The sequence below is a fragment of the Priestia sp. AB genome (genome assembly GCF_028369225.1).
In the GTDB taxonomy this organism is placed as follows: domain Bacteria; phylum Bacillota; class Bacilli; order Bacillales; family Bacillaceae_H; genus Priestia; species Priestia megaterium.
This window is the reverse complement of the sequence record NZ_JAQMYN010000008.1, coordinates 115,957-133,229: the sequence shown is the minus strand read 5'-3', so window position 1 is coordinate 133,229 and position 17,273 is coordinate 115,957. Positions and strand designations below refer to the sequence as shown.

Annotated in this window: 16 protein-coding genes and 1 pseudogene; 15 read left to right on the top strand and 2 right to left on the bottom strand. The window is 37.0% G+C overall.

All coding sequences use genetic code 11. The annotated features are described in order from the left end of the window. Window positions 1-422 precede the first annotated feature (422 nt). The 8 genes and pseudogenes from POF52_RS22490 (at window position 423) to POF52_RS22455 (ending at window position 9,657) form a co-directional block, all read left to right on the top strand. Window positions 423-1,766, top strand: a complete 1,344-nt coding sequence (locus tag POF52_RS22490; protein ID WP_271995048.1) for a copper amine oxidase — start codon at window positions 423-425, stop codon at window positions 1,764-1,766. Between the two features lie 108 nt (window positions 1,767-1,874). Beyond that, window positions 1,875-2,837, top strand: a complete 963-nt coding sequence (locus POF52_RS22485) for a class F sortase (protein WP_271995046.1) — start codon at window positions 1,875-1,877, stop codon at window positions 2,835-2,837. 230 nt (window positions 2,838-3,067) lie between these two features. Next, entirely contained in the window at window positions 3,068-4,606 is a 1,539-nt protein-coding gene (locus POF52_RS22480) for an AbgT family transporter (RefSeq protein ID WP_271995044.1), read from the top strand. 266 nt (window positions 4,607-4,872) lie between these two features. Beyond that, a complete protein-coding gene (locus POF52_RS22475; protein ID WP_013057612.1) occupies window positions 4,873-6,099 on the top strand; it encodes an ammonium transporter in 1,227 nt (408 codons plus the stop codon). A gap of 14 nt (window positions 6,100-6,113) precedes the next feature. Next, window positions 6,114-6,476, top strand: a complete 363-nt coding sequence (locus POF52_RS22470) for a P-II family nitrogen regulator (protein ID WP_013057611.1) — start codon at window positions 6,114-6,116, stop codon at window positions 6,474-6,476. Between the two features lie 421 nt (window positions 6,477-6,897). Then, a pseudogene (locus POF52_RS22465) lies at window positions 6,898-7,176 on the top strand (ABC transporter ATP-binding protein); the annotation flags it as partial. A gap of 257 nt (window positions 7,177-7,433) precedes the next feature. After that, complete coding sequence (locus tag POF52_RS22460; protein ID WP_271995040.1) at window positions 7,434-8,342, top strand: hypothetical protein; 909 nt, start codon at window positions 7,434-7,436, stop codon at window positions 8,340-8,342. 217 nt (window positions 8,343-8,559) lie between these two features. Beyond that, complete coding sequence (locus POF52_RS22455) at window positions 8,560-9,657, top strand: acyltransferase (protein WP_034650961.1); 1,098 nt, start codon at window positions 8,560-8,562, stop codon at window positions 9,655-9,657. 29 nt (window positions 9,658-9,686) lie between these two features. Here the strand turns inward: POF52_RS22455 and POF52_RS22450 are convergent, their stop codons facing one another. Beyond that, entirely contained in the window at window positions 9,687-9,974 is a 288-nt protein-coding gene (locus POF52_RS22450) for a hypothetical protein (RefSeq protein ID WP_013057603.1), read from the bottom strand. 221 nt (window positions 9,975-10,195) lie between these two features. Here POF52_RS22450 and POF52_RS22445 point away from each other — a divergent pair, with 221 nt between their 5' ends. From POF52_RS22445 to POF52_RS22435, 3 genes are all read left to right on the top strand, one after another. Beyond that, window positions 10,196-10,684 (top strand): GyrI-like domain-containing protein, encoded by a 489-nt coding sequence (locus tag POF52_RS22445; protein WP_013083710.1) that lies wholly within the window; start codon window positions 10,196-10,198, stop codon window positions 10,682-10,684. Window positions 10,685-10,775: 91 nt separating this feature from the next. After that, window positions 10,776-11,066: a hypothetical protein gene (locus tag POF52_RS22440; protein WP_013057601.1), complete on the top strand. Its 291-nt coding sequence runs from the start codon at window positions 10,776-10,778 to the stop codon at window positions 11,064-11,066. A gap of 325 nt (window positions 11,067-11,391) precedes the next feature. After that, entirely contained in the window at window positions 11,392-11,850 is a 459-nt protein-coding gene (locus tag POF52_RS22435) for a hypothetical protein (RefSeq protein WP_016764637.1), read from the top strand. Window positions 11,851-11,891: 41 nt separating this feature from the next. On the opposite strand, the gene POF52_RS22430 is transcribed toward POF52_RS22435, so the two are convergent. Continuing rightward, window positions 11,892-13,112 (bottom strand): DUF418 domain-containing protein, encoded by a 1,221-nt coding sequence (locus POF52_RS22430; RefSeq protein WP_271995034.1) that lies wholly within the window; start codon window positions 13,110-13,112, stop codon window positions 11,892-11,894. A gap of 165 nt (window positions 13,113-13,277) precedes the next feature. Here POF52_RS22430 and POF52_RS22425 point away from each other — a divergent pair, with 165 nt between their 5' ends. The 4 genes from POF52_RS22425 to POF52_RS22410 all read left to right on the top strand — a co-directional run bounded on the left by POF52_RS22425 (window position 13,278) and on the right by POF52_RS22410 (window position 17,081). Then, on the top strand, window positions 13,278-14,174 hold the full coding sequence (locus POF52_RS22425; RefSeq protein ID WP_271995031.1) for an NAD-dependent epimerase/dehydratase family protein: 897 nt from the start codon (window positions 13,278-13,280) through the stop codon (window positions 14,172-14,174). Window positions 14,175-14,296: 122 nt separating this feature from the next. Next, on the top strand, window positions 14,297-14,743 hold the full coding sequence (locus POF52_RS22420) for an OsmC family protein (RefSeq protein WP_176584107.1): 447 nt from the start codon (window positions 14,297-14,299) through the stop codon (window positions 14,741-14,743). Window positions 14,744-14,883: 140 nt separating this feature from the next. After that, on the top strand, window positions 14,884-16,428 hold the full coding sequence (locus tag POF52_RS22415; RefSeq protein WP_128820383.1) for an MDR family MFS transporter: 1,545 nt from the start codon (window positions 14,884-14,886) through the stop codon (window positions 16,426-16,428). A 65-nt stretch (window positions 16,429-16,493) separates the two neighbouring features. Further along, window positions 16,494-17,081: a PadR family transcriptional regulator gene (locus POF52_RS22410; protein ID WP_271995027.1), complete on the top strand. Its 588-nt coding sequence runs from the start codon at window positions 16,494-16,496 to the stop codon at window positions 17,079-17,081. The last annotated feature ends 192 nt before the right edge of the window (window positions 17,082-17,273 follow it).

The window sequence follows — 17,273 nt, the reverse complement described above, 5'->3', positions numbered from 1 at the left end:
ATCTTGTTATGTCTCAATTTCTTTTTCTGTTAAATTTAAAATATTTATTCAAAAAGTGATCCAACTGAATAAGGTGTTCGTTAGGTAAATAGAAAAGGAAGTACTTCTTAAGAAAAGGCGGTTAAAAACTTTTTTAAAAAAAGTGATCTAGCTGAAGAAGGCGTTCGTTAGGTAAGTAGAAAGGGAAGGAATTCTTCACGAAAATGACATTTTAAAAAATTTTTTAAAAGAGTGATCCAACGTCACTCAGCAATCGTTTAGTAAATAGAAAGAGAATACTTCCTAAAAAGGATCATTAAATGTGAGGGAACATGAAAGTTTAATATATAGAATATTCAAAATGTTCAATCCATTTAATGATTTAAGATGTAGTAAGAATGAAAAAAGAGGCGTACATCAACTAAAAATGAGGAGAGTGGAAAATGATGAAATTAAGTAAAAAATTAATGATCCCTGTACTAGGAGCTTCACTATTGATGCCGACTATTGCAAATGCGGAGGAAGCAAAACCAACGGCAGTAACAAAAGCTTCAGATCTACGAGCGAACTTAGATTACCTATTATCTGAACACTTTACGCTTGCCGTTGCCGCTATGACAACAGCTTATGACGGTTCTAAAGATGCTGACGCTGCGTTCAAAGCATTGGATCAAAATGCCGTCGACATGGAGCCAGCCATTGCTTCTGTCTATGGTGATAAAGGAGCGGCTGAGTTTGAACGAATTTTCAGAGAACATAACAATTACACAGATGATTTTGTAAAAGCAACAAAAGAAAACGACAAAGAAGCCATGGCGGAAGTAGATAAAGAAGTAGATCAATTCGTGAATGAATTTGCTAAATTTTTAAGCACTGCTACGGAAGGTAAACTACCTGAAGATGCAGCAAAAGAAGCGCTTCGCGTGCACGAAGATCAAGTAAAAGAAACGTTTGAAGATTATGTAGAAGGTGACTATGATGCAGCCGCGAAGACATACCGCGAAGGATATCAGCAAATGTTCGCAATTAGTAAAGCGCTGTCAAATGCAATCGTAACGCAAATGCCTGATAAATTCGACAATACAAAAGTAGATACACCAGCAGCAGATTTACGTTCTTCATTAAACAGCTTAGCAGCAGAACATTTTGCTCTAGCAACAATGGGTATGGAAAAAGGGTTTAACGGTTCAAAAGATTACGACTATGTTAGCTGGTTAGAAAATGCCAACACAGCAGATTTTAAGGCTGCAATCGGCTCAGTATATGGCGATGAAGGAGCTGCGCAATTCGAAAAAATTTGGCAAGGAGATCACATCAATGCCCAAGCTGAATTAGTAAGTGCACAAGTAAAAGGCGATGAAGCAGGAGAAAAAGCCGCAAAAGATAAGCTCCATAAATTCGCGCAAGAATTTGGTACATTCTTAGGAACAGCAACAGATGGAAACCTTCCAACTGCAGACGCACAGGCAGCTATAAAAGCACACGAGGATACGGTTATTAAAACATTTGAACAATATGCATCCGGTGACTACGCCGGAAGTTATGATACGTATCGTGAAGGGTATAAATTAATGTTTGGTGTTGGCCAAGCTTTAGGTGAAGCAATCGTAAAACAAAACCCCGATAAGTTTGCTGAAACAGCTATGCCAACAGATATGCCGAAAACAGGTATGGGCGGGGCATCTGAATCAACGATGAACCCACTAACAGCGATCTATATTGCACTAGGTTCGTTAGCTGTGTTAACAGCTGGAGTGATTTTACGCAAGAAACCAGTAAGCAAATAATATTTTTTCTCCTTTTCCTTATGATTTACAAGTCAAGAGTCCTGAAAAAAAAGAAGAGAGGTTGTTCTCTCTTCTTTTTTATAAACAGCTGTGAAATGAGGTGACGATGTGAAAAAAGCGATTGTTCTCGCCTACTGTATATTAAGTTTAGTCCTGCTTGTTAGCGGGGGACTATATTTTAAAGAACAAATGGTAGAAGCAAAAGAAACAAAGCAACAGAATGCAGCTAAGCAAAAAGAAAAAGAAGCACAATCAAAGGATCTAAAAAGCCGGGTAACGCTTGAAGAGGAATTTGCTGTACTAAAAAAGCATAAAACAGAAGCCAAACAGTTAAACAAAGAATTTAAAGGAATCATCCCTGAAAAAATGTCCATTCCTGCTGTTCATGTGGAGGCTTCAATTGAACAAGTAGGAGTATTAGACAGCGGTGAAATGGCAGCTCCATCTACAGAAAATGGAGTTGCCTGGTTTGAACAAGGAGCTAAACCTGGCGTAAAAGGAAATGCTGTATTAGCAGGACACGTAGACAGTAAAACCGGCCCTGCAGTCTTTTATAACCTAAAAAACTTAAAAAAAGACGATGAAATTACCGTCAGAGATGCACAGGGGACCACGCTTACTTTTGTTGTTAAACGTATAAAAAGCTATCCGCGAGATAAGGCACCTCTAAACGAAATTTTTGGGTACAGCAACAAACGTAATTTAAATTTAATTACGTGCACAGGCACGTTTGACCGTGCGGAAGGAACCCATCAAGAGAGGTTAATTGTCTATACAGAACTAAAAGCTGACCAAGCAAAAGAATTGGAGCGTGAAGCAAATGCACCACAACCTCCTACACATGTAAAGATGAGCGGTAATTTGCTTACGTGGTACGCGGTACGAGAAGGTAATATTATCGGCTACCGAATTTATAAAAAGAATCCAGGCGGAACATTTGTCCATATTGGCAGCGTGTCGGAATTTGAGCGAAAAAGCTTTGCTGACTCCGACGCATCTCAAGCTCGTTACTATGTAACAGCTGTTAATGAGTCAGGAAAAGAGTCTGCTCCGTCTAGTATAGCGAAATAACAAAAAGCTCTCCTTAAACGGAGAGCTTTTTGTTATTTTTGATTGTCGATTAAAAAGATATCTTCTGCCTTTCTATTTATCTAAATGCTATTAGTTTTAATAGATAAATAAAAATTCCTTAAAAATAATACTTGAATAATATAAATATTCAGATTATTATGTACTAATAGTCTTTTTGGTAATTAAAAGGAAAAACCTAAAAAGAATCTAAACGAAAAAGGAGAGAAAGCATGGCACAACCTAATTTGCAGACAGAGCAAAAATCATATCCAACAACTTTTCTAGACAAACTATTAGGAAGAGTAGAAGCAATCGGAAACAAACTACCTGATCCTTTTATTTTGTTTGTATGTCTAGCGCTTATTATCGTAGTAGCATCTGTTGCTATTAATAGTATCGGAGTAACGGTGGTCCATCCCGGTACTAATAAGACTCTTCCAATTAAAAGTTTGTTGTCGCACGAAGGCATTCAGTATATCTTAACATCCATGCTGACCAATTTCACTGAATTTAAGCCCCTAGGACTTGTACTTGCTATGATGCTTGGAGTCGGACTTGCAGAAAAAGTAGGTCTGCTTGAAGTGGCCATAAAGAAAACGATTTTAAATGCTCCAAAAGCTCTTATTACATACGCCATCATTTTTACAGGAATTATGGCCAACTTAGCGGCAGATGCTGCTTTTGTCATCGTGCCTCCGCTTGCCGCAATGATTTTTTATACAGTAGGAAGGCACCCGCTTGCTGGATTAGCAGCAGGATTTGCTGGGGTTGGATCAGGCTTTACAGCGAATCTTATTATATCCGGAACCGACGGATTGTTATCAGGCATTTCTACTGAAGCTGCTAAAACAATTGACCCAAGCGCTGCTGTCGGTCCTGCAGCAAACTGGTATTTCATGGCGGCTTCTGTATTTGTTTTGACCGTTATAGGAGCGATCGTCACCGAAAAGATTGTAGAACCTAGGCTGGGCAATTATAAAGGAAAAAAACGCAATGATTTTGGTGAAATTAGTGAGGCAGAAGCAAAAGGGTTAAAAAACAGTATCGTTGCTAAATGTATTTATGTCGCTGTACTAGCTGTTTTCTTATTTTGGCCCAACTCTCCTCTACGAAATGAAGACGGTGGAATTGTTCCATCTCCTTTTTTAGATGGTATCATTCCGATCACGCTGCTGTTTTTTGTAGTAGTTGGCTCTGTTTACGGAATAACAGTAGGGAAAATCAAAAGTTCTAGAGATGTACCTGCTTATATGACTGATTCGATGAAAGATATGGCTAGCTATATTGTCCTTATTTTTGCGGCTGCTCAATTTATCGCTTACTTTAATTGGACTAATATTGGAACGTGGATTGCAGTAGAAGGAGCGGATGCATTAAAAGCACTAAATCTAACTGGACTTCCAGTTGTGGTTGGTTTTGTATTTTTAACTGTTGTTCTAAGCCTTCTTATTTTTAGCGGCTCCGCTCAATGGGCACTAGAAGCACCTATTTTTATTCCATTGTTCATGCTGTTAGGCTACAACCCTGGATTTATTCAAGCGGCATACCGAATAGCGGATTCTTCCACAAATGTAATCACTCCTTTAAATCCATATATGATTGTTATTTTAGCCTTTATGAAAGAATACGAGCCTAAGGCAGGACTGGGCACAATTATTTCACTTATGCTTCCTTATACTCTAGCTTTTTTAGGGATTTGGATTGTTATGTTGCTTATTTTTGCTGTATTCGGTATTCCTCTGGGGCCTGGTGTATATATGTATTTGTAAAGAAAAATCCTCTTCTACTTCAAGAAGAGGATTTTTTTATGTCAGAAACTCTAACACAAATGAAAAATAATTCAGCTTATGCGTACATAGAAGAATACATAAGAAAAAGAAAACAGTATAAAAAACAAAAATTTTCTGAATAAATTTGCAAAAAGTAGTTGCTAAATACATATAAATCAAATATGATAGTAAACATAACAAAAGATGTTATATAATCTAACATTAGATTTAGGGGTTATTTATTCGTACTTAAGGGGGAAATCATCATGCAAATGGGCGATTCAGTATTTATGTTTTTTTCAGCATTATTGGTTTGGATTATGACACCAGCTATTGCATTGTTTTACGGGGGCATGGTTCGAAGTAAAAACATGTTAAGTACCGCGATGTATAGCGTAGGTTCCTTAGCTGTTATATCCGTTCTTTGGATAGTAGCAGGCTATTCGTTAGCTTTTTCGACCGGTGGCAATGCTTTTATTGGTAACTTGGACTGGGTGGGATTAAAAGGAGTCGGGTTCACTCCAAACGGGGACTACAGTGCTACGATCCCGCATAATATGTTTATGATGTTTCAGCTGACATTTGCTGTACTAACAGTAGCTATTATCTCTGGGGCTTTTGCAGAGCGCATGAAGTTTTCAGCATTTATCTTATTTGCTATCCTATGGTCATTATTTGTATATGCACCAGTTGCACACTGGGTTTGGGGAGTTGGCGGATGGCTTCGTGAACTAGGAGCTATTGACTTTGCCGGAGGAAACGTCGTTCACATTTCGTCAGGTGTAGCAGGATTAATTCTAGCTCTTGTTGTTGGAAAACGAAAAAATGCCGATGCCGCAGCACCTCACAATTTACCGTTAACTCTTTTAGGCGGAATGCTGATTTGGTTCGGGTGGTTTGGTTTTAACGTTGGAAGTTCTTTAACTATTAACAGCGTTGCAATGACGGCTTTTATTAACACGAATACAGCGGCAGCAACAGGAATTATCGGCTGGCTTGTAGTAGAGTGGATTATCAATAAAAAACCTACGCTGCTTGGAGCCGTTTCGGGAGCAATTGCTGGACTTGTAGCTATCACACCAGCTTGTGGATTCGTTACACCGTTTGCTTCTATTGTAATTGGTTTTATCGGCGGAGCGGTTTGTTTCTGGGGTATCTTCTCACTTAAAAAGAAAATCGGTTACGACGATGCGTTAGATGCATTTGGTCTTCACGGTATTGGGGGAACGTGGGGAGGTATCGCAACAGGTTTATTTGCCACAACTTCTGTAAATGACGCCGGTGCGAATGGTTTATTCTACGGAGATCCAAGTCTACTTTGGAAACAGCTGGTGGCTATCGTAGCAACGTATCTATTTGTCGGCATTGCTACATTCATTATTGTTAAAGTGGTTGGATTAATCGTATCTCTGCGTGCGACACAAGAAGAAGAAACGCTTGGGCTTGATATTACGCTGCACGGTGAAAGAGCGTATCACGAATCGAATATGTAAAAGGGGTGGGCACAGTGAGTGATGTTTTAACAAAAATTGAAATTATTACACGCCCTTCAAAGTTTGAAGAGCTTAAGCAAGAACTAGCGAAAATTGGCGTTAGCGGTATCACAGTTACAGATGCGCTGGGATGCGGGTTGCAAAAAGGCATTACGGAACTTTATAGAGGCGTTAAAAAACAAGACAATATGCACGCACGAATTAAAGTAGAAATTGTGGTGTGCGAAGTTCCAGTATCTGACGTTGTTGATAAAGCAAGAAAAGTACTAAATACAGGTCAGCCTGGAGATGGGAAAATATTTATCTATGAATTAAAAAATGCGATTAAGATCCGAACAGGGGAAGAGGGATCACAGGCATTACGAAATAATAGTTAAAGTCGGGGAGAAGTAGAAAACAAAGGGTCACATAAAAGAGGCTTGGACAAAAGTATGTTAGCCAAAGTGAAAAACGAACCGTTAGTCAACATGTTTGATTAACGGTTCGTTTTCTTTGTTATGTTAAACATACATCTGTTTCGTTCCTTCTAGCAGCTGATTGGAAAGAAAGGCGAAGACTCCTGTAGGAAAAGCGGAACAGACGAGACCCCATAGGAGCGCAAGCGACGAGGAGGATCAGCGACTGCCCGCGCAAAGCGAAGTCTTGCGCAGAAATCAATGGCGGTGTCACAAGCAGTTCAGCTCACGTATCTCATGTGTTAGCCTTTAGATTGGATTCATTTCGTTATGTCCCAGCCTCTTTTTTAGGTTAAATAGGTGCAAAGCATGTTTTCGTAGGGTGACATGCTTTTTGTTTCATGTACTAGCCATTGGGCGAACGCTTATGATGAACCCTACTATGCTTATGCTAGATGAACCTTCTATGGGGCTTGCTCCTATCATTGTAGAACAAATATTCGAAATCATTATGGAGTTAAATAAAAACGGCATGACGATTTTACTCGTTGAACAAAACGCTTATCAATCGCTGCAAATCGCGCACCGAGGCTATGTGATTCAAACTGGAGAAATTATTCTACAAGGAAAAGGGACGGAATTAATTCATAATGAAAAAATAAAAGAAGCTTATTTAGCTTAAAAAACAATGGATGATTTGGATAAAGCAGGCAAGCATTGCTATTATCTGGTTTAGTTTCTTAATTAAGTAGGGAACGTTTAAAATAAGATTATTGAATAAGTGAGTAATTAGATAACCTCGTAGATAAAAGAAATGCTTCAATTTAAAGCTTTTTTATAAAAAACAAAAAAAGTTGAAACTTTTTTTGTTAAAAAACGTTTATAAAGTAATAGAAAAAAATGGGTACGGTTATTTACACTCAAAAAGGAAGTGAGAGCGTGGCGACGCTGAAAACTAATTATTTGACTGACTTATGCTTAATCTATAGAGAAAGTCAATTTTATGTACTGCAAATACCTAGTTTCTACAAAAAAATGGCTAGCAAATACTTTCAGTTTCAGCCTCAAGAAAAAATTATCGCGTATTTACACAGCTCTTTTATAGCAGGCCTAGATAAAAGGGGAATTTGCCTTACAAATAAGGGGATTTACTGGAAAAGCAGAGGGATAAAAAAAGGAAAAATGTTATGGGAAGAGTTCGCTAACATTCAATCCATTACCATTCGAAAAGAAGAAATGATTTGTTTTAATGACGTAGAGAAATTTCAAGTCAATCAAAACGATTACTCAGCTAGAAAGCTAGTATCTCTATTAAAAAAAATCAAGAAATTTATTCGCACTCATTCCCATGAATATATGTGTCAAGACTATATATATCCGTGTGTATCCTCAAAAGAATTAACTTCTATTTGTTCATCTTTTCAAATTCATCAAACCCCTGATCCAAAAGATGTGTTGTCGGTAGAAGGACAGCTATGTGAAGAAGTTGAAAAAGAGATGCGAAACAGGCTCTACTTACCTGCTAAAGAAAAAATTGTAGCTCATTTAAATACATATCCTCTTCAAAAAACCGAAGGGATTACCGTTTGTTCTAAAGGAATTTATTTCTCAAAATCTTTTAAAACAGTTTACTACCCTTGGCACTTATTTCGCCACGTGAGTATTTCAGTGGAAACCGAGGAATTAAAAATTGCTAAAAAACATTCGTTATCTCTCAACTCAGCTGCCGTGTCAAGCGGGGAAGTAATGCTGTTTCTGAAACAGATTAAACAACATGTGCAGGCTTTGCATGAAAAAGAAGTCGACATTAAACAAGATAATAAGTTTGCATGGAAAATGTTAATTTAAAAAACAGGTTACGCGTAATCTGTTTTTTTATTTTGTAGTTCTTTAGAATCATTTATTTGGAATGTTGAAAGACATCATACAAGTAAACAAGACTAGAATATTGGAAGTTAAGAAATTTTTTCCATGACTATAAGGTTAATTTTACCAAAATCTCTTTCCTGTTTGGATAATTATGCTAAAATAGAGCTCGAGTTTATTTTAAGGAGCTGACAACAAGATGGAACGTAATTATTCAATTGATTTTATTAAGTTTTTTGCTACAGTGTTTGTGGTTTGTATTCATGTTAATCCATCACATGACGATTTCTTTTTAGGGAACCAGGAAAATGTGCTAGATGTCATTGTTGACACATTTGCACGATTCGCGGTTCCTTTTTTCTTTATTGTATCAGGTTATTTGTTTATGAATAAAATACAAAAGCATCCAAAGCCTTCTGCATACTTAAAAAAATACACGTGGAATATTTCAAAGCTTTATGCATGTTGGTTCATCTTTTATTTATTGTTTGGTGTAGTTCTGCGCTTATTTCAGAACCACGGAACATTAGCAGAACGAAAAGATGCAGTAGCTGATTATTTAACATCATCCATCACATTCAAAGATATTTTTTATTATGGAAGTGACACAAGCGGTTTTCAGCTTTGGTACTTGATTGCATTAATTTGGGCTGTTGTCATCGTTTTCTTATTTCAACGATGGAAAAAGATTGGCTTATTAATGTTTATCAGCACCGTATTATATGTAACTGGGTTATTTGGGCAGTCTTATTCTTTATTTTTTCCACTTTCTTTTCAAACGAGGGATGCCCTGTTCTTTGGTTTATTCTATACAGTATTAGGAGCTATGTTTGCCCTTTATGGTAAGCAAATTCTGTCAGTATTAAACGCAAGGCCAATGATTTATTTAGCCAGCTTTTTTGTGTTTTCAGCGTTAGAGATCGTCGAGCGTTACTGGTTGGTTAATATCCAGCATAGCAAGCCCGGAGACTACTTTATTTCTACGATTTTTTTATCGGCATCATTGTTTTTATTCGTATTGAGCAGTCCAAGTCTTGGCAAAAACTCATTTTTTTCAAAGGTTGGGAAAAATTCAGTTGGCATTTATGTAGTGCATATATGTATATTAAATGAGACCTATCGATTGCTTCGTTCTATAGATTCTTCTTTCTTTACGAATAGTGTCGTTGCCTACGTACTCATCGTTCCAGCAGTTTTTTGGTGCTCGTACTATTTATATAGAGGAATTCAATGGACAAAGGGAAAATTACATGTAAAGCCGCACAAACATTCATTTACAAAGCTACAGCATAAATAAAAAGAGCTGGCTAACTAAGCCAGCTCTTTTTATGATGCAATAGCGTACAAAAGCTGCCTTTGCAGTTGAGGGGATAAAGAAATATTTTGATACAATTCGTAAATATGATGTTCGTTCCGGTGATAACAAATCCAATCCTTGTATGTTCCTTTTAAAAAGATGCGAAAAAACACGATTCGCTTATTCGTGCCGCCTGTTTTTAATTCAATTTTCAAATCATCTGTTTCTAATGTATACTGTACTGTAGAAGAGGAAAGAGCAAGTTTAGTTGTTTTTTTACTTGTTTTAATGAATTCGGCAAGTTCAATGATCTTCATTTTTTTACCTCACTCTATTGTAAATTAGGGGTATCTTATAGGTATGATGTGTACAAAGAAAATAGAATCGTTTTTTTATAGTTTAGAAGAATGATCTTCAGCCCCTTCGTTAAGGGATTTGTATAAAAGGTTGACGTTTTCTTTGAATACAAATAAAATGCATATTAAGAAGTATTTCCCTCATTGTAACTACAGAAAAAGAAGAATTAAGGGGGCTCAATATGTTGACTGACTTAGTTGTAAGTCAAAAAGTAGTCAAGGTAAATGAATTTACTGTTGTAGGAGTGCCTATTCGAACAGATGAACCTGTGGAAGAAACGGGCACAGGTCTTATTCCCGAGCACTGGCAGACTTTTTATAAACAACAGTTAGCTAATAAAATTGCCAATAAAGTAAATGGTAATACATTTGCTCTTTATACAGAATTTGAATATGATCAAAAAATGGATTTTACATTTGCTCTCGGATATGAAGTTTTACCCGGCGGCGAACTGAAAGATGATATGAGAGAGTTCATCATCCCAGAAGGTGAATACATGGTGTTTACAACAGCTGTTGGGCCAGCTAGACAGGTAGTCGTAGAGGCTTGGGCTTATATTCGCGAGTGGGCTAAAAAAAATCATCGTGCCTATAAAATAGATTTTGAATTATATGATGAACGCTGTATTGATCCTGAGTACAGTCAAGTTGATATTTATGTTTCAATTTAATAGCTAGTTTTGCTAAGTAGTTAAGATGCAGAGAAACGTTTTTGCTGCGTTCTTACTTTTAACGATAGGAATAAAAAGGGGTTTAGCGAGAGTGATCAGCAACGATTTATTACAAGCTTTAAAAGACGGATATAAACAGAGAATTAAATGGGTACTTATAAGTCAAATGGCACTGTTCATCACCGTAGCAGTCATACTTGTATCAAATTTTGTCACTAAATTTTCGTTTAACCAATTAAGCTTTATTTTTGTTTTGGTTAGTATAAGTTCGCTGTTATCAGGGGTAGAGCATGTATTGTTAAAACGTGAGAAGTGGCAATGGATTTTTGATTTTATTTTAGCTGCTTTTTTTATTGGTTTATCTATTTTTTTACACCGTTAAAGCGCCTGGTTCAGCGCTTTTTTATTTTGAGCAGCTCGGCACGCATTTTTCGGGCCTTTCTAGTATAAACAAAACAAAAATAGGTATTTATGACGAAAAATAGTCAGAAAATTTAGTAAAAAAGTCTTGTATCTTGTCTTTATTTCGATTATGATAAGTTTACACCCTTCGTATTCACTCCTTTGGATGTCAGTACCTCTATTTTTACACTACAGAAAAGAGGTGAAGCCATTTCTTCAGTTTTCTTGCTAGCCTGCATACTAACCCTTTTAGCTATTTTATTTAGTAGCAACTACCCTCAAAATTAAAGGAGAGATCCGCGCTTATGTCAAAAGCTCCTGTAAAAAACGAAATTGAACTTCAACTATCTGAAACGCACTTTTTTCAACTGCTTGACTTAATTTATTTAGGTAACTGGATGGTCACAGCATGTTCTGGAGTGGAAGATGAGCATGCACAAGAATATACGGATGTAGAAAAACAAATGTTTTCTCATGCAGAGCCTTTCCTTGAAAAAGGACCTTTTCACACGCTAAACAGTGAGGTTATGTTTACAGAAGAACATGAAGATTCTCTTCAAGATATTATTGGAGAATACGATAACGAAGTGTTTTGGGAAGCGCTAGCCTATCGCATGGCTAAACGAGATGTGATAGAACAAATAGGACCCATTAAAGAAATAAAAAATGAAGTTTTTATGCAAATTTTTCATCGAGAAATGGAGTATATACGAGAGTTTGAGACAAATGGAATTAAACGAATAACCATACCTCCTTTGCAGTAAAGGAGACAAATCGGCTTTCAAATTTGAAGGCCGATTTGCTGTTAAGCTGAAGCTTTTCTATTCCGTCTGAGAGGCGGGAAAGATCGGTATGTAAAGCTCCGCCATAACCATTCACACGGACCGTAATAGAAATAATAAAGCCACCACTTATTAAAAAAAAGCTGGAGTGTATATATAATGAGACAAATAATCGTGCTTTCTGTTAAGGTAAGAGCTCCGTATAAACCAAAGTCTCTAACCATCCACAGGCAAATTAAAGTTTGGCTAAGGTAAGTTGTTAATGCCATTGTTCCACTATACTTAAAAAGACCCAGCATCGAAGCGTAAGGAGAAAATTGCAGGAATAACAGTAAGGTGGTAAGATAAAAAAAACATAGAAAAATGCCGCTCAAACTTGTAAAAAGGTGAATAGCCGACTGCTGATAGAGTCCATATTTTAAAATTTCTAGTTTTAAGATAGCGAGAATGATAGTTAAAGTAAAACCTGCTGCACCTGTTATTAACTGAATTTTCTTAAAAAAGGAACGATTTTGTTCGATACTATGTACTAATTCTTTTTTAGCAGTATATAAGCCAAATAAAAACATAGAAAATACGGGAAAGATAGAAAACGGTAGATTTAATAGCATAGGTACCACTTCAACATTCAAACGATAAAACAGCCAAGATAAATAGTCTGCTTGCCTGTAGGTGGATAAATATTGGACTAAGGCATGTTCATGTAAAACCTTATACTCCAACTGAGCCTCCTGCAAGACGTGGGCTGGAATAAAAAACTGCATGCAAGCCAAAAGATAAAAAAAGCATAGCAAGCCTATTGCCCACAGCAAAATCGTCTTGGTTTTTTGATTATAAAAAAACAACAATAAAAAACCGCCAATAGCATACACATGCAAAATGTCTCCATACCAGAAAAAGACAAGATGAAAAAGTCCGATTAATAGCAAAGAAGCCATTCTTCTTGACCATAAAGCAGCGGCAAAGTAATGCTTTTCTTCAGCTCTACGCAAAAAGATTCCGCATCCAAGTCCAAATAAAAAAGAAAAAATCGTAAAAAACTTTCCTTGAACAAACAGCAGCAGGAATAAATCAATACAAGCATCGATTCCTTTATATTCATAAGGAATATCGTACATTTGAAAAATAAATATCGGATAAGCAAAAGCAGGGATATTTACTAAGAAAATGCCTAGCAAAGCAATACCCCGAATAATATCAAGAACATCAAGGCGTTCGTTAAGGGGAAGTGGAGAAGGATTCATCACTGTCGCTCCTTTTTGTTAGATATGTACATCTTAACACGACAGTGGCGAAAAAATAGGGGCGAATATAAAAAAATAAGCGGAAAGATTCATAGCTTTATGAACAAAAAAGTTGGATAATAATGGTATGGTTACCCATATCAAATACGAAAGGTGGAGAAAAAGATGAAAACAGCACTTGTGTTAGGTGGAACTCGTTTTTTTGGAAAAAATTTAGTCCAGACATTGCTCTCTAAAGGAGTTAAGGTTACGTTAGCAACGCGAGGTAAAACACCAGATGATTTCGGCGACCGAGTTGAACGGATTTTTCTTGATCGTGTAGAAAAAGATTCTGTAATCGAAACAACACGAGGAAGAAAATGGGATGTTATCTTCGATCAAATATGCTATTCTTCACACGGCGCAGCTGTGGCTGTTGAAGCTTTTCGTCATAGTACGAGTCACTATGTACTCACCTCGACTCTTTCAGTATACGGTTCTTTAGAAAAAACGTGTTATGAAGAAGATTTTGACCCATACAAGTATCCTATTTCATATACACGCCGTGAAAATATTTCCTACCAAGAAGGAAAACGCCAAGCTGAAGCGGTATTTTTTCAAAAAGCACCGTTTACGGTAACGGCTGTCCGTTTTCCAATTGTAATGGGAAAAGATGATTATACGGATCGTTTACGTTTTCACGTAGAAAAAATTATGCATGAAGAAGAAATTGGTGTACCGGCTATCGAAGCAGAAATGAACTTTATTTCACAGGAAGAAGCCGGTGAATTTTTAGTCTGGTGTGCAGAGCAGAAGCTAAAAGGGCCGATTAATGCTTGTTCAAATGGTACCATTTCACTCAAAAATTTATTTTCATATATTGAACAAGCAGCGGGTAAAACAGCAAAAACAACCTCTCGTTTAACAGACGAAAATAGTTCTCCGTACGGAGTAGATCATTCTTGGACAATGAGCAATGAAAAAGCTAGCTTTTGGGGATATTCATTTACAAATCTGCAGGACTGGCTGCCATCATTAATCAAAGCTTTCGTTGAAAGCGAAAAGAAAGTACCTTTAAGTTAAGAGAAAACAAAGACTGCGCTGCTTAGCAGTCTTTTTGCTGTTACAAGCAGAACATTTTTATTTTATACATAAAAAGGGTACGCTAGGTACACATCATTATATAGAAGGAAGAAGGATAAACTATGGCAAAACACCATTTTCACCTGCAAGCAAATTGGCCAGGAGGTCGAAATGAAGTAGGTACAATTGAATCAGGACAATTAAAAACACAAATTTCTATTCCGCCAGAAATGGACGGGCCAGGAGTAGGAACAAATCCAGATGAAATGCTGCTAGGAGCAGCAGCCACTTGCTATATTATCACGCTTGCGGCGATGCTCGAAAGAAGCGGAATCCGTCAGGAAGCTTTAACGATGGAATCAGAAGCTGTTGTGGACGTGACGAATGGTGTATTCACATACGAAAAAATTATTCACAAACCTCACGTTATCATCACACCTGAACTTATGGCTCAAGAAGAAAAAATCAGTCGACTTATAAAAAAAGCAGAAACATCCTGTATGATTTCAAGAGCCATCCAAGGAAATGTTGAAATTGAATTAGAGCCTCGGCTCACAGTAAAAGCGTAATGAGTTCATTACGCTTTTTTTATGTTTATTTCTAAAAAATAGCACATTTAAGATTGTAAAATACTCAAATTTGAATATAATAATTTAAGTAATTATCATTTCTGTTCATCAAGAAAGATGATGCGAAAGGAGGAACTGAAATGGTTTCATCGGAAAAACATATTCGTTTTATCGTAGCAGGATTGCTGCTCGGTATTTTTATGTCAGCCATGGATAATACCATCGTAGCAACGGCTATGGGGAAAATCATTTCTGATCTAGGTGGGTTAGATAAGTTTGTTTGGGTTACGTCCGCCTATATGGTTGCCGTGATGGCAGGTATGCCGATATTTGGTAAACTGTCTGATATGTACGGCCGTAAACGGTTTTTTATTTTTGGATTGACGGTATTTTTACTTGGATCTGCATTGTGTGGCCTAGCGCAAAGCATTGTGCAGCTAAGTATCTACCGGGCGATTCAAGGGATTGGAGGAGGAGCGCTTCTTCCGATTGCTTTTACCATTGTATTTGATATTTTCCCTCCCGAAAAGCGCGGGAAAATGACTGGGTTACTAGGTGCTGTTTTTGGCTCAGCAAGCGTATTTGGCCCGCTTCTTGGTGCCTACATTACAGAATATATCAGCTGGCACTGGGTGTTTTATGTGAACGTGCCGATTGGACTTTTGTCATTATTTTTTATCGTACGCTTTTATAAAGAGTCAAAAAGTCATAAAAAGCAAAAAATTGACTGGGCTGGTGCAGCCACTCTTGTAATTTCAGTAGTCAGTTTAATGTTTGCTCTTGAGCTTGGAGGAAAAGAGTATGAGTGGTCTTCTCCACAAATTTTATCTCTTTTCGTTATCTTTGCTGTGGCGCTATCATTCTTCTTTTTTGTAGAAAAACGGGCGCAAGAGCCGATTATTTCGTTTTGGATGTTCAAACGCCGTTTATTTGCAACATCACAAATTCTCGCTTTCTTATACGGAGCAACGTTTATTATTTTAACGGTATTTATTCCTATTTTCGTTCAAGCTGTTTATGGAGGCTCTGCTACAAATGCAGGTTTAATTTTAACTCCAATGATGTTAGGGTCGGTAGCAGGAAGTGCGATCGGCGGGATTTTTCTTACAAAAACAAGCTTCCGAAATTTAATGGTTATGTCTGTTTTTTCATTTGCAGTAGGAATGTTTTTATTAGGAACAATGGAACCTGATACACCTCGTTGGATGCTGACGGTATTCATGATTTTGACTGGGTTTGGCGTAGGATTTAGCTTTTCTCTTTTACCAACTTCGTCAACGCATAAGCTGGATCCACAGTTTAGAGGTTCTGCCAACTCAACGAACTCATTTGCGCGTTCTTTAGGAATGACGCTGGGAGTTACGATTTTTGGAACGATTCAAAGCAATACATTTACAAATGAGCTGCAGCGCAATTTTCAAGGTATGGGAAATGGATCACAAGGAGCATTTTCTCAAATAGGAGATCCGAGTGCAGTTTTTCAATCAAGTGCCCGAAACAGCATTCCGCCTCAAATATTAGATAAGATTGTTGATGCTATGTCTACATCGATCACGTATGCATTTATGCTTGCTCTTATTCCAATTGCAGTAGCTATTATTACTGTCTTTTTAATGGGAAATGAACGAGTGGAAGTTCCTCCTAAAAAGCGGGTAGAAGCTAAGGAACCTGCAGCTCAAAAATAGAAAAAGCACGAAGATTTTCGTGCTTTTTTACTAAATAAGATGCATGTCAAGAGGTGAAAAGTGTTATGAGTGTTAAATTAGTCATATTGGGTTTATTAATGGAAGGAAACAAGCACCCTTATGAAATTCAGCAAACCATTAATGAAAGACAAATGAAGCACTATATTAAACTGGCAAGCGGCTCTTTATATTATGCTTTTGATACGCTTGAAAAAAATCAGCTGGTGAAAGTAGTCGATGTGATTCGAGAGACGAACAGACCTGAAAAGACCGTTTATTCTATCACGGATACAGGAAGAGAAGAATTTGAGCGCCTTTATTTTGAACAGCTATTAAAAAAAGAGCATATGCATAGACCAGTTTATGCTGCGCTTTCATTTACTTCTTACGTCGATCAAGAAAAAGTGGCTTCTTCTTTAGAAAAAAAGATTGAGGAAACGGCAGCTTATTTAGAAAAAATGCAAAATTTGTACCGAGTTAAAAAGGTGGATCATTCCATTGCAAATCTGTCGATCATTATGCGCACGATTATGCATTTGAAAGTAGAACTAACTTGGTTCACTCATTTACTCGAAGCGGCGAAAAGCAACAAGCTTACAGAAGTAGATGATGGTTATTTTGAAGACGTTGAAAAAATCGTAGATGAGTTTTAAAAAAGAAGCAAAACGCTGCTTCTTTTTTTTAATAGTCATAAAATATATTTCAAGCAATTTAATTTTGCCAAAAGCTAGGTCAATAACAATTAATTAACACCTGATTCGACCTTTAATCAGCTTTACTTATAAAACGCTTTCAAAAAGTAGTAAGACTATTAAAAAAGTAAAAAAAATTAAAGAAATATAGCG

Coding starts and splice junctions, on each gene's coding strand:
- POF52_RS22425 (WP_271995031.1), top strand. CDS start 13,278: ATGAAAACAGCACTTGTGTTAGGTGGAACTCGTTTTTTTGGAAAAAAT.
- POF52_RS22415 (WP_128820383.1), top strand. CDS start 14,884: ATGGTTTCATCGGAAAAACATATTCGTTTTATCGTAGCAGGATTGCTG.
- POF52_RS22475 (WP_013057612.1), top strand. CDS start 4,873: ATGCAAATGGGCGATTCAGTATTTATGTTTTTTTCAGCATTATTGGTT.
- POF52_RS22445 (WP_013083710.1), top strand. CDS start 10,196: ATGTTGACTGACTTAGTTGTAAGTCAAAAAGTAGTCAAGGTAAATGAA.
- POF52_RS22450 (WP_013057603.1), bottom strand. CDS start 9,974: ATGAAGATCATTGAACTTGCCGAATTCATTAAAACAAGTAAAAAAACA.
- POF52_RS22420 (WP_176584107.1), top strand. CDS start 14,297: ATGGCAAAACACCATTTTCACCTGCAAGCAAATTGGCCAGGAGGTCGA.
- POF52_RS22490 (WP_271995048.1), top strand. CDS start 423: ATGATGAAATTAAGTAAAAAATTAATGATCCCTGTACTAGGAGCTTCA.
- POF52_RS22430 (WP_271995034.1), bottom strand. CDS start 13,112: ATGAATCCTTCTCCACTTCCCCTTAACGAACGCCTTGATGTTCTTGAT.
- POF52_RS22435 (WP_016764637.1), top strand. CDS start 11,392: ATGTCAAAAGCTCCTGTAAAAAACGAAATTGAACTTCAACTATCTGAA.
- POF52_RS22455 (WP_034650961.1), top strand. CDS start 8,560: ATGGAACGTAATTATTCAATTGATTTTATTAAGTTTTTTGCTACAGTG.
- POF52_RS22480 (WP_271995044.1), top strand. CDS start 3,068: ATGGCACAACCTAATTTGCAGACAGAGCAAAAATCATATCCAACAACT.
- POF52_RS22410 (WP_271995027.1), top strand. CDS start 16,494: ATGAGTGTTAAATTAGTCATATTGGGTTTATTAATGGAAGGAAACAAG.